11 protein-coding genes and 1 pseudogene are annotated in these 15,242 nt (G+C 72.8%); 3 read left to right on the forward strand and 9 right to left on the reverse strand.

Annotation, left to right across the window (positions count from 1 at the left end; all coding sequences use genetic code 11):
- Positions 1 to 15 precede the first annotated feature (15 nt).
- The 6 genes from ACFY7C_RS23040 to ligD form a co-directional block, all read right to left on the reverse strand.
- On the reverse strand, positions 16 to 1,461 hold the full coding sequence (locus ACFY7C_RS23040) for an FtsW/RodA/SpoVE family cell cycle protein (RefSeq protein ID WP_389653714.1): 1,446 nt from the start codon (positions 1,459 to 1,461) through the stop codon (positions 16 to 18).
- Positions 1,462 to 1,644: 183 nt separating this feature from the next.
- Positions 1,645 to 2,934 carry an ATP-binding protein gene (locus ACFY7C_RS23045; protein WP_389653717.1) on the reverse strand — a complete coding sequence of 430 codons (1,290 nt, stop codon included), beginning with the start codon at positions 2,932 to 2,934 and terminating at the stop codon, positions 1,645 to 1,647.
- Positions 2,931 to 3,710 carry a hypothetical protein gene (locus ACFY7C_RS23050; protein WP_389653720.1) on the reverse strand — a complete coding sequence of 260 codons (780 nt, stop codon included), beginning with the start codon at positions 3,708 to 3,710 and terminating at the stop codon, positions 2,931 to 2,933. The genes ACFY7C_RS23045 and ACFY7C_RS23050 overlap by 4 nt, the downstream gene beginning before the upstream one ends.
- 280 nt (positions 3,711 to 3,990) lie before the next feature.
- Positions 3,991 to 6,087 (reverse strand): PBS lyase, encoded by a 2,097-nt coding sequence (locus ACFY7C_RS23055; protein ID WP_389653723.1) that lies wholly within the window; start codon positions 6,085 to 6,087, stop codon positions 3,991 to 3,993.
- A 566-nt stretch (positions 6,088 to 6,653) separates the two neighbouring features.
- On the reverse strand, positions 6,654 to 7,694 hold the full coding sequence (locus ACFY7C_RS23060; RefSeq protein ID WP_389653725.1) for a DNA ligase: 1,041 nt from the start codon (positions 7,692 to 7,694) through the stop codon (positions 6,654 to 6,656).
- Entirely contained in the window at positions 7,691 to 8,575 is an 885-nt protein-coding gene (gene ligD, locus ACFY7C_RS23065) for a non-homologous end-joining DNA ligase (RefSeq protein WP_389653729.1), read from the reverse strand. Before ligD ends, ACFY7C_RS23060 begins: the two co-directional genes overlap by 4 nt.
- A gap of 87 nt (positions 8,576 to 8,662) precedes the next feature.
- Between ligD and ACFY7C_RS23070 the strand changes: the two genes are divergently transcribed.
- The 3 genes from ACFY7C_RS23070 (at position 8,663) to ACFY7C_RS23080 (ending at position 12,383) form a co-directional block, all read left to right on the forward strand.
- Positions 8,663 to 9,700, forward strand: a complete 1,038-nt coding sequence (locus tag ACFY7C_RS23070) for a Ku protein (protein ID WP_389653732.1) — start codon at positions 8,663 to 8,665, stop codon at positions 9,698 to 9,700.
- Positions 9,701 to 9,779: 79 nt separating this feature from the next.
- Positions 9,780 to 10,538: a 4'-phosphopantetheinyl transferase family protein gene (locus tag ACFY7C_RS23075; protein ID WP_389653735.1), complete on the forward strand. Its 759-nt coding sequence runs from the start codon at positions 9,780 to 9,782 to the stop codon at positions 10,536 to 10,538.
- Positions 10,539 to 10,847: 309 nt separating this feature from the next.
- The gene (locus ACFY7C_RS23080; RefSeq protein WP_389654473.1) at positions 10,848 to 12,383 is read left to right on the forward strand and encodes a M4 family metallopeptidase; all 1,536 of its coding nucleotides are present in this window, start codon (positions 10,848 to 10,850) and stop codon (positions 12,381 to 12,383) included.
- 27 nt (positions 12,384 to 12,410) lie between these two features.
- On the opposite strand, the gene ACFY7C_RS23085 is transcribed toward ACFY7C_RS23080, so the two are convergent.
- From ACFY7C_RS23085 to ACFY7C_RS23095, 3 genes and pseudogenes are all read right to left on the reverse strand, one after another.
- Positions 12,411 to 13,424, reverse strand: coding sequence for a DUF5954 family protein (locus ACFY7C_RS23085; RefSeq protein ID WP_389653738.1), 1,014 nt, complete (start codon positions 13,422 to 13,424; stop codon positions 12,411 to 12,413).
- Positions 13,425 to 13,873: 449 nt separating this feature from the next.
- A complete protein-coding gene (locus ACFY7C_RS23090; RefSeq protein ID WP_389654508.1) occupies positions 13,874 to 14,263 on the reverse strand; it encodes a hypothetical protein in 390 nt (129 codons plus the stop codon).
- Positions 14,264 to 14,556: 293 nt separating this feature from the next.
- A pseudogene (locus tag ACFY7C_RS23095) lies at positions 14,557 to 14,775 on the reverse strand (DUF6980 family protein); the annotation flags it as partial.
- Positions 14,776 to 15,242: the final 467 nt, after the last annotated feature.

Raw genomic sequence — 15,242 nt, forward strand, 5'->3', positions numbered from 1 at the left:
CCTCATCTCATGTCCTCATCTCATGTCCTCGACTCGGGGGTCCTCCACCGGTCCGTCCTCCACTCGTTCGTCCTCCACGATCGGGGCGATGACCCCGGTGTCCGCCATGTCCGGGCGCGGGGCGCGGGCCGAGTCGGAGACCCGGACGAGGAGCGCCACGATCACCCAGTTGGTGACGACGGAGGAGCCGCCCTGGGCGAGGAAGGGCATCGCCATGCCGGTCAGCGGGATCAGGCCCATCACCCCGCCGGCGATCACGAAGACCTGGAGCGCGAGGATCGAGGCGAGGCCGATCGCGAGCAGCCGGCCGAAGGGGTCGCGCAGGGCGAGGCCGGCGCGGTAGCCGCGGGCGACGATCAGCGCGTACAGCAGGAAGAGGGCGGTGAGCCCCACCAACCCCAGCTCCTCGCCCGCCGTGGCGAGGATGAAGTCGGACTTGGCGGCGAAGCCGATGAGGACGGAGTGGCCGAGGCCGAGCCCCGCGCCGAGCATCCCGCCGGCGGCGAAGGCGAACAGGGACTGGGCGAGCTGGCCGGGCCCGTCGCCCGCGCGGATCGAGGCGAACGGGTCGAGCCAGTCCTGCACCCGGCCGTGGACGTGCGGTTCGAGGGAGCCGACGAGGAAGGCGCCGGCGGCCGCGAGGAGGAGGCCCACCGCGATCCAGCCGGTGCGCCCGGTCGCCACGTACAGCATGATCACGAACAGGCCGAAGAAGAGCAGCGAGGTGCCGAGGTCCCGCTCCAGGACCAGGACGCCGACGCTCAGCAGCCAGATCGCGACGATCGGCCCGAGCACCCGGCCGGTGGGGAATTGCAGCTTCCACACCTTCCGGCCGGTGTGGGCGAGCGCGGTGCGGTTGGCGGCGAGGTACGAGGCGAAGAAGACCGCGAGCAGGATCTTGGCGAACTCGCCAGGCTGGAAGGACAGTTCGCCGATCCGGATCCAGATCTTGGCGCCGTTCACGGCGGGGAAGAAGATCGGCAGGATCATCAGGCCGAGTGCGGTGGCCACGGAGAGATACGCGTAGCGCTGGAGCGTCCGGTGGTCGCGCAGCAGGACGACGGCCACGATGAACAGGCCCACGCCCAGCGTCGACCAGACCAGCTGGGTGGGCGCCGCCCGGTCGCCGGGCGTCTCCAGGTCGAGGCGGTAGATGAGGACCAGGCCGAGTCCGTTGAGGAGGACGGCGATCGGCAGCAGCAGTGGGTCGGCGTAGGGGGCGCGCCACCGGACCGCGAGGTGCGCGAGGAGGGCGAGCAGTCCCAGGCCGGCGCCGTAGCCGGCGGCGTCCGGCGGCACGGCGCCGCTGCGGGCGAGGCCGACCTCGGCGTAGCCGTAGACGGAGATGAGGACGGCGCCGAGGAGGAGGGAGAGCTCCACACCGCGGCGCTTCGGGACGCACACCCCGGGCGGGGGCGCGTCCTGGGCGGGTCTCGCGTCCGTGGGCGGCGCTGCGGTCATGGTCCGCAACGTAGCAAGCAGTAAGCCTTATGTCCCTTTTGTGTGACGGTGAGCCGTGCCGTGCCGTGCTGTCGCTGCTCCGCTTCCGTGCCGGGCCCGGTTCCGGCTGTCACCGCTCGGCTGTCACCGCTCGGCTGTCACCGCTCGGCTGTCACCGCTCAGGCTCTCACCGCTCCGTGTCCGTCACCGCTCCGCTTCCGGGCCGGGCTCGGCGAGCCGTACGTACTCCGGGAGCGTCAGCCGGGCCACCGCCCCGCCGCCCTCCTCCGCCGGCGCGTTGGCGAAGACCAGCTCCGCGCCGATCACCTCCGCCTGGCCCGCCGCGATCGTCAGCCCGAGCCCGTGGCCCTTGCCGCCGCCCTCCGTACGGAACCGCTGCGGGCCCACGTCCAGCAGATACTCCGGATACCCCGCGCCGTGGTCCCGCACCGTCACCACCGGGCCGTCCACCGTCAGCACCACCGGCGCCGCGCCGTGCTTGTGCGCGTTGGCGAGCAGATTGCCGAGCACCCGCTCCAGGCGCCGCTTGTCCGTCTCCACCGTCGCGTCGCGCACCACCCGTACCTCCGTGTCGGTGCCGGAGGCCCGCACCACCCGCACGGCCAGCGGCGCAAGCTCGTGCACGTCCAGGTCCACCCTCTCGTTGCCCGCGTCGAGGCGCGAGATCTCCAGGAGGTCCTCGGTGAGCGTGCGCATCGTCCGCACCCGGTCCCGCACCAGCTCCGAGGGCCGTCCCTCGGGCAGCAGCTCGGCGGCTGCCGAGAGCCCGGTCAGCGGGGTGCGCAGCTCGTGCGCCACGTCGGCGGTGAAGCGCTGCTCGCTCTGCAGCTTGCGCTGGAGCGAGGACGCCATGGTGTCGAGGGCTCCGGAGACCGTGGCCACCTCGTCCTGGTGCCGCGAGGGGTCCCGGGTGCGGGGGTCGTCGACGCGCGCGTCCAGGTCGCCCGCGCTGATCCGCCGCGCCACCTGCGCGGTGGCGTGCAGCCGCCGGGTGATCCGGGTGACGGCGAAGGCACCGACGAGCAGGGTGGCCCCGATGGCGAGCACGGAGGAGCCGAGGATCGAGCGGTCGAGCCCGTCGATGATGTCGGCGCTCTGCGTGTAGTCCACCTGTACGGCCAGGGCGCGCCCGTCCGCGGGGCCCGCCGCCCACATCGTCGGCCGGCCCTGCTGGTCGCTCACCATGGTGCCCTGCTCGCCGCGGACCGCGAGCGCGCGCAGCTCGGCGGGCAGGCCCTCCGGGTCCACCCCGGCGAAACGGGGGAGCGGCTCGCCCGACTCGTAGAGCCGGCCGACCTCGCCGAGCCGGGTCAGCGCCTTCTCGCGGGAGTCCCGCACCGTCTGGCCGGCCACCGACACATGGACGAGCGTGCCGAGCAGCGCGGCGAGCGCGCAGCACATGACGGTGATGAAGACCGCGGCCTTCCAGGTGAGGGTCGCCGTCCAGGCGGGAGGCCGGAGACGGCGCCTCACGGGCCCGCCTCGGGCGGTACGGGTACGGGGGCGGGCGTGGGCGTGGCGGAGGGGCTCACGAACGCGGGCGGCGGGACGACCGAGGCGCCCGAGCCGGGCGGCTTCACCCGGACGATCTCGTCCCGGGCGGGCAGCATCGAGCGCTGCTGCTCGTCCCACGACCACGCGGTCCGGTACTCGTAACCGGGGATGCCGGCCGAGCTGACCCGCATGATCAGATCGCGGCCGGCCAGTTCGACGCTGACCACCTGGTCGGTGGTGGACATGATCCGGGTCAGGGTGCCGTTCTCGGCGAGGTAGACCCGGACGCCGACCTGCTGCTCGGGCATCCTGATGCCGACGATCAGCTCGTCGCGGCCGTTGCCGGTGAGATCGCGGTAGTACGGGGTGAGGATCGGGCAGCGCGCGCGGTCGGTGCCGCAGGCCTCGATCGCCCGCACCGTCTCCTCGTACATGCCGTCCGGACCGGAGCGCTCCTCGGCGTGGGCGCGGACCTCGGCCTGGACCACCGCGACCGGGTCGACGGTGTGGACGTCGTTGTGCGGGACGGTGATGCCGGGGACGCGCTCGGTGTCGGTCTCGCCGTAGTCGATCGGCGGATTGGTCGCGGGCGGCAGATCGGGCCACAGCCGGACCGGGCCGACGGCGGCCGGGACCCGGCCGGCGCTCTCCAGACCAGCCTCGTGTCCGCAGCCGGTGAGGGGCGGGGCGAGGGCGCACACCGCCAGGACGGGCAGGGCCGTGGCGACGAGGGCGTGCGCTCCGCGCGGTCTCACTCTGCGCGTTCTCACTCTGCTCCTCGGGGAGGGGGCGGGGGGATGCTCGGGACTCCGGACGGTCGGTCTTCCCCTAGACCTTATTCGCAGGGAAGTCCCTTTTGTCTACTCGCTGGTCTCCGTACGAGCAGGGCGGCGGTGCCAGGGATACGGCCTGGAGCTCCCGGCCCCGCGCATGGCTGGGGGCTCGCCCGGGAAACCGCGAGCGAGCCGAAGGGGTGCTCAAGCACCCCGGAGGCGAGCCGAGCCTTGGTAAGCCCGAGCCCTGGTAAGCCGAGCCCTAATAAGAAGGCCGGCGCTCCATCTGGGCCAGTGCCGCCCGGCAGAGGGTGAGGAGCTTCTCGTCGTCGTGGACGTCGTGGGAGCCCGCGCCGTCCTCGCGGGCGTTGTGCCGTCGTCTTCGGGACAGCTCCGCGCGGATCGCCGGCTCCGCCTCGCTCGCCGCGGGACCCATCTCCGCCAGACACTCGGCCACCGCCACCCGGGCGTGCCGGTTCTCCTCCCAGGCCGCGAGCAGCGCCGGAAGCACCGCCGCCGCGTCCCCCTCGACCCGCCACAGCGCCGCGGCCGAACGCACCCGCACCCACAGGTCACGCGCCCCGAGGCCCGCCCGCAGCGCGGGCGCCGCGCCGGCCGCCGCCGGACCGATCGCGCCCAGGGCGCGGGCCGCCGCACACCAGTCGGCACCCGTCGCGCCCGGCCGCAGCCACCGCTCCAGGGCGGCGAGTGCCTCGTCGATCGAGCCGTCCAGCGACCACACGGCCCGCGCCGCCATCGACGACACCGTCGCCGACTCGGCGGCGAGCAGCCGCCGCACGTCCGGCAGCGCCTTCTCCCGCGCCACCGGGCCGAACATCGCGAGGGTCCGCAGACACGCCTCCCGCACCCAGTCCCGCCGGTTCGGCGGCGCCCCGCGCAGCACCCGCAGCACCTCCGGCAGCGCCTGCGCGCCCCGGACCGCCCCCAGCGCGAACAGCAGCGGCGCCGCCCGGTCGTACAGCAGGTCGTCGAGCTCCACCTCGGCGAGCCGGTGCCGCAGCACCGGGGCGAGCGGCAGCGCGGCCGGACCGAGCGCGTCCACCGCGTACAGCAGCTCCCGCCGCACCTCGCGCTCCTCCAGGGCCCGCGCGAGCAGCGGGATCGCCCGGGCGTCGCCCGATCGGGCGAGGGCGAGCAGCGCTCCGCCGCGACCCGCCCGCGCACCGGGGCCGGGCAGCCCGAGGGGCCCGGCCGGCGCGGCGGCGAGACGCGCGGCCAGCGCGTCCGAGGCCGGTCCGGCCAGCTCGAAGAGCCGCTCGAGGAAGGAGGTGGCGGCCTCCCGGAGCCGCGGCTCCGGGTCGCTCAGCTGCTCCCCGACGAGCCGCACCACCTCCTCGTACCGCCCGCGCCACACCCGTATCAGCCCGCCGCACAGCCAGATCGCGTCCGAGCGCTGGCCCCAGTCGGGGCTGCGGAGCTGGGCCAGGATGAGCGCGATGCGGTCGTCGACCCGGTCGTCGAGGGCGGTGTGCAGGGTGCGGAGCAGCTCCTCCGTCCACGGCGTGGGGCGGCCCGCCGAGTGCTCCTCCAAGAGCTCGCGGACCTGCCCGATCAGTGTCGGCGTGGCCGCCCGCGGGGTCTCGGCGGGCCGGTCGGACGGAGCCGAGCGCACCTCGTCGAGCAGCACCGTGACCCGCTCCACCACGTCGTCCGGGATGTGGGCGGGCGCGCACCGGGCGAGCTGGGCGAGCGCGGCGAGCCGCAGCCCGGGGGCCTGCGCGGCGCGGGACAGCCAGCCCAGCCAGTCCACGGTCTCGGCGCGCAGCGACTCGTGCCGCAGCGCGATCCGGCCCACGGCGGCGACCAGCGCGAGCCGCACTTCCGTGTCCCGCTCGACGGTAAGCCGCTCGCGCAGCAGGTCGAGCACCCGGGCCGGGTCGGAGTGCAGCGAGGCCAGCGCGCAGGGCGCGGCGAGCCGTACCTCCGGGTCCGGGTCGTCGACGAGTCCGAAGAACACGTCGGCGCCGGCCGCGACCGCCGCGGCGGCCATCGCGTAGTTGGCCGCCGGAATGAACTCCTCGTCCTCCGGGTCGAGTTCGTCCAGCTCCTCGTCGTCGCAGAGTTCGATGCCGCCGATGCTGGTGAGTAACTCGACGATGCCGCCCCGGTCCTGGACGGTGGGGTCGGCGACGAGTTCGAGGAGGAAGGGGATGCAGGCGAGCGTCGAGTCGTAGACGTCACCCTGGTGGTGCACGGCCCCGTACATGCCGTCGAGGGCGTTCTCCCGCTCGGCCGGATCGTCGGAGGCGAGCCCCCGCAGCAGCTCCGGCACATCGTCCGCGGGGCCGTACGCATGCCCCAACGAGGCCCAGTCGACCTCCTCGATCCCCGTCAGCATGCCAGGCCGCCTTCCCCGTGAGCCCTGTACCAGGCAGCAAGTGTGCACCAACGCAAGGACAACAAGGACCCGCCTGCCGGACGCGGTCCCGCGCGCCGCGCACGGCCGCTCGCTTTGCGCCACGAACGGGTCCGCACACCGCCCCGCCGGGCCCCCGACCCGCCCCGGACCGGCCGTCCCGGCGCCGTCAGCACCGGCCCCGTCATGGTCCGGACCACTGCTCATGGGCGGTGGACCGGCACTGTTGCGTGACGACGCGGCGGGCGGGGGGCCCGCCACGGCCGTCCGGGGAGTTTGTCCGGAACGGAACGGAGGGGCGGGTGAGTCGATATTCGGCCGCCGGGCTCGTTCCCGGCCGGGAACGAGCCGGGGCGCGGGTACGGGGTGGGGTCCGGGTCGGGTTTTCCGTTTCCGGGGCCGGGTCGGAGCTCGGGGTCCGGGGCGGGCCGGATCTTCGGGTGGCTCCCGGGTCGGAGCTCGGGGTCCGGGGCGGCCCGGATCTTCGGGTGGGTCCCGGGTCAGGGCTCGGGGTCCGGGGCGGCCCGGATCTTCGGGTGGGTCCCGGGTCAGAGCTCGGGTGCCGGACCCTGGCCCTCGTCCGGGTGCGCCGGTGGCGGGTCCGTCTCCCGTACGCGTACGAACCGGGCGGTGTCCTGACGGCCGACGATCAGCCGCAGTTCCACGGGCAGTTGACGGTCGACCGGCCGGACCGCCCCGTGCTCCGGGTCGTTCACCGGCCGCTCCGCGAGGAGCCCAGCCGTCAGCTCGGCCACCTCGCGGGCCTGATTCCCCGTCAGGCGCGGTGTGGTCCGCAGCGTACGGCCGTCCGGCAGGCGGGCGAGCACGGCGTGCGGCCGGTCCGGCGGCCCGAACACCCCCACGAGCAGGGCGTCATGGGTGTCCGCGTGCCGGATCTTGCGCCAGGACCAGGTGCGTCCCGGCCGGTAGGTCGAGTTCCACGCCTTGGCCACGACCCCCTCGACACCCGCCTCCCGCAGCGCGCCGAACCAGTCCCGGGCGGTCTCCTCGTCGTCGGTGGCGAGCACCCGCTGCAGCGGTGGCCCGGTGTCGGCGAGGGCGGCGCCGAGCAGCTCCCACCGCTCCCGCAGCGGCCGGCCCCGCAGATCGTGGCCGGGCAGGGCGAGCAGGTCGAAGGCGATGTACGAGACGGGGACGCCGGCCCGCTCGCGCTCCCGGTGCGTGCGGAGCAGGTCGGTGAAGCTCACCCGCCCCTCGCGGTACGCGCACAGCTCGCCGTCCAGGACGATCCCCGCGGGCAGTCGGTCGCCCAGGTACGCGGCGATGCCGGGGAACTCGCGCGCCAGGTCGCGCCGGTTCCTGGACTGGAGGAAGACCTGGCCGTCGTCGAGGACGAAGGCGAGGGCGCGGAAGCCGTCGAGCTTGAGGGAGTACTGCAGGCCGCCGGGGACGCTGCCCTGTCGCGGGAGCTCGTCCGCGGCCTTCGGTCGCATCACCTCGACCGGCGGACGGAGCACGACGCCGGCCCCCGGGCCGGCACCGGCGCCCGTGTTCGCGCCCGCGCCCGCGCCCGCGCCGGGGCCGGGAGCGGGGTCGGGGCCGGTACCCGGCGGCCGGTCCGGGCTCATGGCAGGGCTCCCGCGGCGCCCGGGTCGAAGAGCGGGGCGAGCAGGTCGCCGTAGTCCTCCAGGCGGGGCGCGATGTCGTCCATGAGCAGCACGAGCGTCTCGGGGCTCGTGCAGCTCTCCACCTCCTCCCAGGCGACCGGCGCGGAGACGGCCGGGAGCCGGCGGGCGCGCAGGGTGTAGGGGGTGGCCGTGGTCTTCGCGGCGGCGTTCTGGCTGTGGTCGACGAAGACCTTGCCGGGACGCAGATGCTTGGCCATCCGGTGCACCACCAGGCGCGGAAGCTCCGCCTCCGCGTCGACCGCGAGCCGGCGGGCGTAGGCGGAGACCTCTTCGGACGGGGTCGGCTCCAGAGGGACGAGCAGGTGCAGACCCTTGGAGCCGGAGGTCTTCGCGTACGCCGTGAGACCGTCGGCCGCGAGCCGTTCCCGCAGGTGGAGGGCGACCCGGCAGCACTCGACGACGGTCGCGGGCGGCCCCGGATCGAGGTCGAGGACCAGTCGGTCGGCGACGGCGGGGGTGGTGGCCCGCCACTGGTGGGTGTGGAACTCGACGACCAGGTTCGCCGCCCACATCAGCGACGCCAGGTCCTGGATCACCACCTGCCGGGCGCCGGGGTCCTCGGAGCGGGGCATCGGGGCGGTGTTCACCCAGGCGGGCGTGCCGGGCGGAGGGTTCTTGGTGAAGAAGAGCTGCCCGTCCGGACCGTCCGGATAGCGCAGGAAGGAGACCGGGCGGTCGTGCAGGTGCGGCAGGATCACGGCCTCGACCGTGGCGTAGTAGTGCAGCAGCTCGCCCTTGGTGGTGCCGGAGGCAGGGTGGATGACCTTGTCCAGGTTGCTGAGCGCCAAGCGCCGCCCCGCCACCTCTGTGATGGGCGTCATACGATGAGAATCCCACGATTCCCGCCCATACGGTGTGAAAGAAACATTCAGTACAAAGAGCATATAAGTCATGGAAGGGGATGAACCGTGCGATCCATCTGGAACGGGGCCATATCTTTCGGGCTCGTCAGCATCCCGATCAAGCTGGTCAACGCCACGGAGAGCCGGTCGGTCTCCTTCCGCCAGATCCACGCCGAGGACGGCGGCCGGATTCGCTACAAGAAGGTGTGCGAGCTCGACGGCGCCGAGGTCGCCCAGGCGGACATCGGCAAGGCGTACGAGGACGCGGACGGGACCATGATCCCGATCACCGACGAGGACCTGGCCGCCCTGCCGCTCCCCACGGCGAAGACGATCGAGATCGTGGCCTTCGTGCCGGCCGCCGAGATCGACCCGCTCCAGATGGACGCCGCGTACTACCTCTCCGCCAACGGAGTGCCGGCCGCCAAGCCGTACACCCTGCTGCGCGAGGCCCTGAAGCGCAGCGACAAGGTGGCCGTGGCGAAGTACGCCCTGCGCGGGCGCGAGCGGCTCGGCATGCTGCGGGTCGTGGACGACGTGATCGCCATGCACGGACTGCTCTGGCCGGACGAGATCCGCGCTCCGGAGGGCGTGGCGCCCGAGACCCCGGTGACGGTGCGGGAGGCCGAACTCGACCTGGCGGACGCCCTGATGTCCACGCTCGGGGAGGTCGACATCAGCACCCTGCACGACGACTACCGGGAGGCCGTCGAGGAGATGATCGCCGCGAAGGCGGAGGGCGGCGCGGGCCTGGCCCCCGCGGAGCCCGAGACGCGCGGCGGCGGTCAGGTGATCGACCTGATGGCGGCCCTGGAGAGCAGCGTGCGCGCGGCGAAGGAGGCCCGGGGCGAGCCGGCGGAGGTCACCGAGCTCCGGCCGAGGAAGAAGGCGGCGACGGGGACGACGGCGCCGAAGGAGACGGGCGCGAAGAAGTCCACGGCGCGGACGGCGGCCAAGAAGGCCGCGGCGGCACCGGCCCGTAAGACGACGGCGAAGACCGCCAAGTCGGCGGCGAAGACGACGGAGAAGAAGCAGGCGGAGAAGAAGCAGGCCGCGAAGAAGCAGCCGGCGAAGAAGACGGCGGCACGCAAGCGCTCCGCCTGACCGGTCTGTTGGGCCTGACAGGGAGATGAGGCCCCGGGTACGGTCGAGGCTGCTGCCGCACCCTGGAGGACACCGAACGATGCAGGCCGAGGTCTGGCTTCTGGAGCTCGACGAGACCCCCGAGGCCGCGTTCGCCGCCGGTCTCGACACGACGCTCCTGGACGCGCGGGAGCGCGAACGGGCCGCCGCGTTCGTACGGTCCGTCGACCGCGTCCTCTACACCGCGGCGCACGTCGCGCTGCGCACCGTACTCGGCGGCCTGCTCGGCGAACGCCCCGAGGACCTGGTCTTCACCCGTGAGCCGTGCCCGTGCTGCGGCGCGCCCCACGGCCGTCCGGCCCTCGCCGTACCCGGCGGTGAGGCCTCCGCGCCGCCGCCGCTGCACTTCTCCCTCTCGCACACCCGCGGCATGGTCCTGATCGCGACGGCTCCGGTCCCGGTCGGCGCCGACGTCGAACTGCGGCCCGCGCCGGAGACCGTGGCGGACCTGCTGTCCGTCCTCCATCCCCGGGAGCGCGCGGACATCGAGGCCGAGGAGGAGCCGGGGCGGCGGGCCGCCGCGTTCGGCCGGATCTGGGCGCGCAAGGAGGCGTACCTGAAGGGCCTGGGCACGGGCCTCGGCCGCGGTACGACCCTGGACGACCTCGGCGGCGACGGCACGGGGACGGGGCCCGCGGGCGAGCGTCGTCATCCGGCCGGCTGGACCCTGCACGACCTGCCCTGCGGCCCGGCCCACCACGGCGCCGTCGCCCTGCGCTCCCCCCACGCCACCACCGAACCGCCGGTCCTGCGCCACCTCTCCCACGAGACGCTCCGCGGCGGCACCCTTACGGCCTGACGGGCGAGGGCACCCCTGCCCCCTCCCTATCCGACCCCTGTATGACCCTCAGGGCGGTCAGCTCCCCGTATAACGGACGGAGTTGGCCGCCCTTCGGACAACTGATGGTCAAATCCTTGTTGCATACCTGTCAATCAGGGCTGCTCGCTGGCACGCTCGCTCCCGCACCACCCCCCACACAGATCCCCCACGCGTAACAGCGAAGGAGCCCGCGTGACCCGCCAGCAGTCCTCGCACCAGCAGTCCGCGCACCGCCGTACCGCCGCTCGTACCACCGCCCGTACCGCCGCGCTGATCGCATCGGCCGCCATGGTCGTCGTCGGACTCCAGACCGGATCCGCCAACGCCGATGCCCAGAGCGCCCAGAAGGGCCAGCGCGAGGCCGGTGCGACCGCGCTCGTGCTGAGCGGCCCCCAGCGCGCCGCCGCCATCCAGGAGGCCCAGGCAGGAGCCGCCGCCACCGCCAAGGCCATCGGCCTGACCGGCCAGGAGAAGCTGGTCGTCCGGGACGTCGTCAAGGACGCGGACGGCACCGTCCACACCCGCTACGAGCGCACCTACGACGGCCTGCCGGTCCTCGGCGGCGACCTCGTCGTGCACCAGAAGAAGAACGGTGCCCGCTCCACCACGAAGGCGACCCAGGCCCGCATATCCGTGGCGACCGCCACCCCGGCCACCGGCCCCGCCGCCTCCGCGGCCGCGGAGGCGGCCGGCGACAACGCCCGCAAGGTGATCTGGGCCGCCACCGGCAAGCCCGTCCTCGCCTGGGAGAAGGTCGTCACCGGCACCCAGCACGACGGCACGCCGAGCGAGCGGCACGTCATCACCGACGCCGCCACCGGCAAGGAGCTCTACTCCTTCGAGGCCATCGAGACGGGCGTCGGCAACACCCAGTACAGCGGCCAGGTCACGCTCGGCACGGCCCCCTCGTTCAGCCTGACCGACACCGCGCGCGGCGGCCACAAGACGTACGACCTGAAGGGCGCCACCAGCGGCACCGGCACCCTCTTCACCAACTCCACCGACGTCTGGGGCAACGGCCTCGCGACCAACCGCGAGACCGCCGCCGCCGATGCCCACTACGGCGCCGCCGTCACCTGGGACTTCTACAAGAACGAGCTCGGCCGCAACGGCATCCGCGGCGACGGCGTCGCCGCCTACTCGCGCGTCCACTACGGCAACGCGTACGTCAACGCCTTCTGGTCCGACCAGTGCTTCTGCATGACGTACGGCGACGGCGCGGGCAACGCCAAGCCGCTGACCTCCCTCGACGTCGCCGGCCACGAGATGACCCACGGCCTGACCTCCGCCACCGCCGGCCTGCGCTACAGCCGCGAGTCGGGCGGCCTGAACGAGGCCACCTCCGACATCCTCGGCACCTCGGTCGAGTTCTACGCCGCCAACTCCTCCGACGCCGGCGACTACCTCATCGGCGAGAAGATCGACATCCGCGGCAACGGCACCCCGCTCCGCTACATGGACAAGCCCAGCAAGGACGGCAACTCCGCGGACTACTGGTCCAGCGGCCTCGGCCGCCTCGACGTCCACTACTCCTCGGGCCCGGCCAACCACTTCTTCTACCTGCTGTCCGAGGGCAGCGGCACGAAGACCATCAACGGCGTCGTCCACAGCTCCCCGACCTACGACGGCTCCACCCTCACCGGCATCGGCCGCCAGAAGGCCTACAAGATCTGGTACAAGGCCCTGACCACCTACATGACCTCCTCCACCACCTACGCCGGCGCCCGCACCGCCACCCTCTCGGCGGCCACGGACCTCTACGGCGCGGGCAGCACGGAGTACGCGGCGGTGAACGCGGCCTGGGCCGCGGTCAACGTGAAGTAACCGCCGTACGCGGGACTCACTCCTCGCTCACTCCTCGAAGTGCACCTCACCGTTCTCGTCCATGGTGGGGTGCATCTTCATCGGCCCGTAGTCGTCCACGTCCGAAGGGCGGGGCGTCTCCGGGCCGTCGGGACCGAACCGGACCAGGCGCTCGATCCGGCAGATCCGGAACAGGCGGTCGTCCATGACGAGTTCGTCGTCCCGCCCGGCCGCCCGGAACCCTTTCGCGGCCTTCGCGTACCGCTGCCGCGTCTCGTCGTCCAGCTGATGGATGAGCGGCCACAGTTCGGTCAGCGAGTCGTACAGGAACCGCCGGGCGTCGTGCGGAGTCGGCAGCAGGGACCCCTGGGGCCGCCAGGTCGCGCCCTTCTTCTCGACGACCCCGAAGGTGACGGGCAGCAGGGCGATCTCCGGGTGCGTCCGGACCGCGCGCCGGGAGTCCGCGCGTACGTCGGCGGGATAGCGGTCCCCGGAGTAGTCGAAGCCGCGCAGCCCCAGCCGCAGCGCCTCCGTCATCGGGCCCGTCTCCCGGTGCGGATCGAGTACGAAGCCGTCGTCCGGCGTCTCGTACCGGTGCGGCCGCTCCCAACTCCGCTCCAACGGCTCCACATCCGTCGGCCGCGGCGGCTCCAGCCCCTCGGGCCCGCACCGCGCGAGCTCGTCCCCCCGGACGATCCGGTACCGCTCGTCGAGCACCTCCACCTCGTCGACGGGCTCCCGCTCGAGCACCGCCACCGCGGCGAGCAACGCCCGCCGCACCGCGGGATCGTCGGTGTCGTCCTTCGCCCGGAACCACAGCATCGAGTTCAGACTGTCCCGCGCCCCCTGCGGCATCCCGTCCCGCAACGGAATCGCCATCCGCCAGACCCCCTCCCCCCGCCGCTCCACCGCCACCCCGAACAACGCCCCCCGCACCGCGAGCGACGGATACCGCACCGACGCCTCCACGGCATCGACCTCACTCACCCACGCGACGGGATCACCACCGACCGCCAGATCCCGCCCCAGCCGATCGAGTCGTCGCTTCCAGTCATCAGCCATGCGCGCATTGTTGCGCCGGAGACCGCCTCGTGGAGAGAAGCCAAGGAAACTTCCCTCTTTGTTGGGATGCCCCGGGAGAGCCCGGACGTCGGTGTCCCGGCCGAGTTGCGCTGTAGGTCGGAGAGCCGCCCCACGGCCAGGGACCCCACGACCCGGATGCGGCAGGGGCGCGGACACTGCCGGCCGTCAGTGCCCCGAGACGGAACGGGGAGGGAGGGAGCGTCGCAGTCTAGGCAGCCTCCCAGCCGAAGCGACCTTCCAAGCCGTCCGTCGGAGCTCAGATAGGCGCAGCCCGCGCCATGGGCGAAGTTGAGGAAGTACGGCCCGGTGTCGCCGGTGCAGACCAAGGAGAAGAAGAAGCGCCACGGTGCATCGACTTCGGTCCACATCCGATGGTCGGCTCTGGCTCCGATGTAGTTCTCGACATCGAAGGACCCGTGCTTCTCCAGCTAACGCTCCTGCTCTTCCGGGACCGGCCGCGTCTCGATCCGGAACTCCACCGGCACCTTCTCGTCCTCGGCGTCGAACGCGAAGAGCGAACGGCCCCTGGTCCCGGCCGGCCCGACCGTGGCGAAGGCGGGAATTCGTCCGCCGAGCTGGATCACCAGCACGGCCTCCCCGTCTTCCGGGTCCATGCCACCCGTCTCGTAGTCCTCGTAAGACAGAAACAGATACGCCATGCGGAACCCGTCGGCGGGCCCGACGGGGACCGGGATCTGCGCGATGAAGTCGAGTGGCTCACCCGTGCGGGGATGCAGAGGCCGGCAGGGCTCCTCCAGCCACGCGGGATCGCCGCCCAGCTTGGCGACGGGCTCGGTGATGGCCTTCTCCGCGTGCATGCGCATCTCCACGCGAGGCAGATACCCCGCGTCGTAAGGGCCGGAGGCCCCCTCAACCGGTCGCGGAAACCTAGGCGAAAGGTAGACGCCGACACTGACAGCGGTGCGGCCCCGGAGCGAGTGCTCTCCACGCAAGCCCGGCCCCAACCGGTGGCCAGGCTCCGCCGCGGCCAGGAGTGACCCGCGGGAACGCTCGCCGCCCGGCTGAGCTTGGGCGCGGAGCCATCGATCGCTGAGAACTCCTCGGGGACATCGTCCTCCCAGGGGTCGATCCCAAGAGCTTCCAGCTCGTCGAACCATCGATCCCGCCGCGACTCCGGCAGCCGCTGCCCGCACCAAGGACAGAACAGAAGCTCCACGTACGACGAACCGCCGTCGTGGATGAGCAGCCCGTACTCCTGGTACCTGGGCATGAAACGAACCAGTGCGTCAGGACACGCGAACGGATCGCTATGGACGCTGCAATCCCATTCGACGTGGTGCCCCGTCGCTTCGCAGCAGTGCTCTCGCATGGGGACAGTGCGGCCCCGTCCTCATCAGGTCGATCACGGCGGCTCGGCGTTCTGGGCCCAGCGCGGCCCACGCCCGCACATACGACAAGACCCCGTCCTCAGCGTTTCCGCTGATCACGGGGTCTTTTGGCACTTCCTGCGAAGTGCCCCCGGCAGGATTCGAACCTGCGCACACGGCTCGGGAGGGTTGTGCGTATTGGGCCCTGTGGGCCTCTTGACCTGCGGCGGAAGGTGTCAGGAGGTGCTAGAGGGGCCTGGTGTGTCGGGGGTGCGCGCCCCTCCGTCCTTGCCTCCCACGCGCGACGGGCACAGCTGACCTGGGCTACGTGCTGTGCGCCTCACACGGAACGGGGAGCCCAGCTCCGCCAGAGCCGGGCTCCCCGCGCAGTTCGAGAGCCCGGTCGCTCAGCAAGAGACCGGGCTCGCTGCGTAGGCAGCCCCGATCGCGACGGGTTCGCGGTGGACGT

The organism is Streptomyces sp. NPDC012769, assembly GCF_042901205.1.
Lineage (GTDB): Bacteria > Actinomycetota > Actinomycetes > Streptomycetales > Streptomycetaceae > Streptomyces.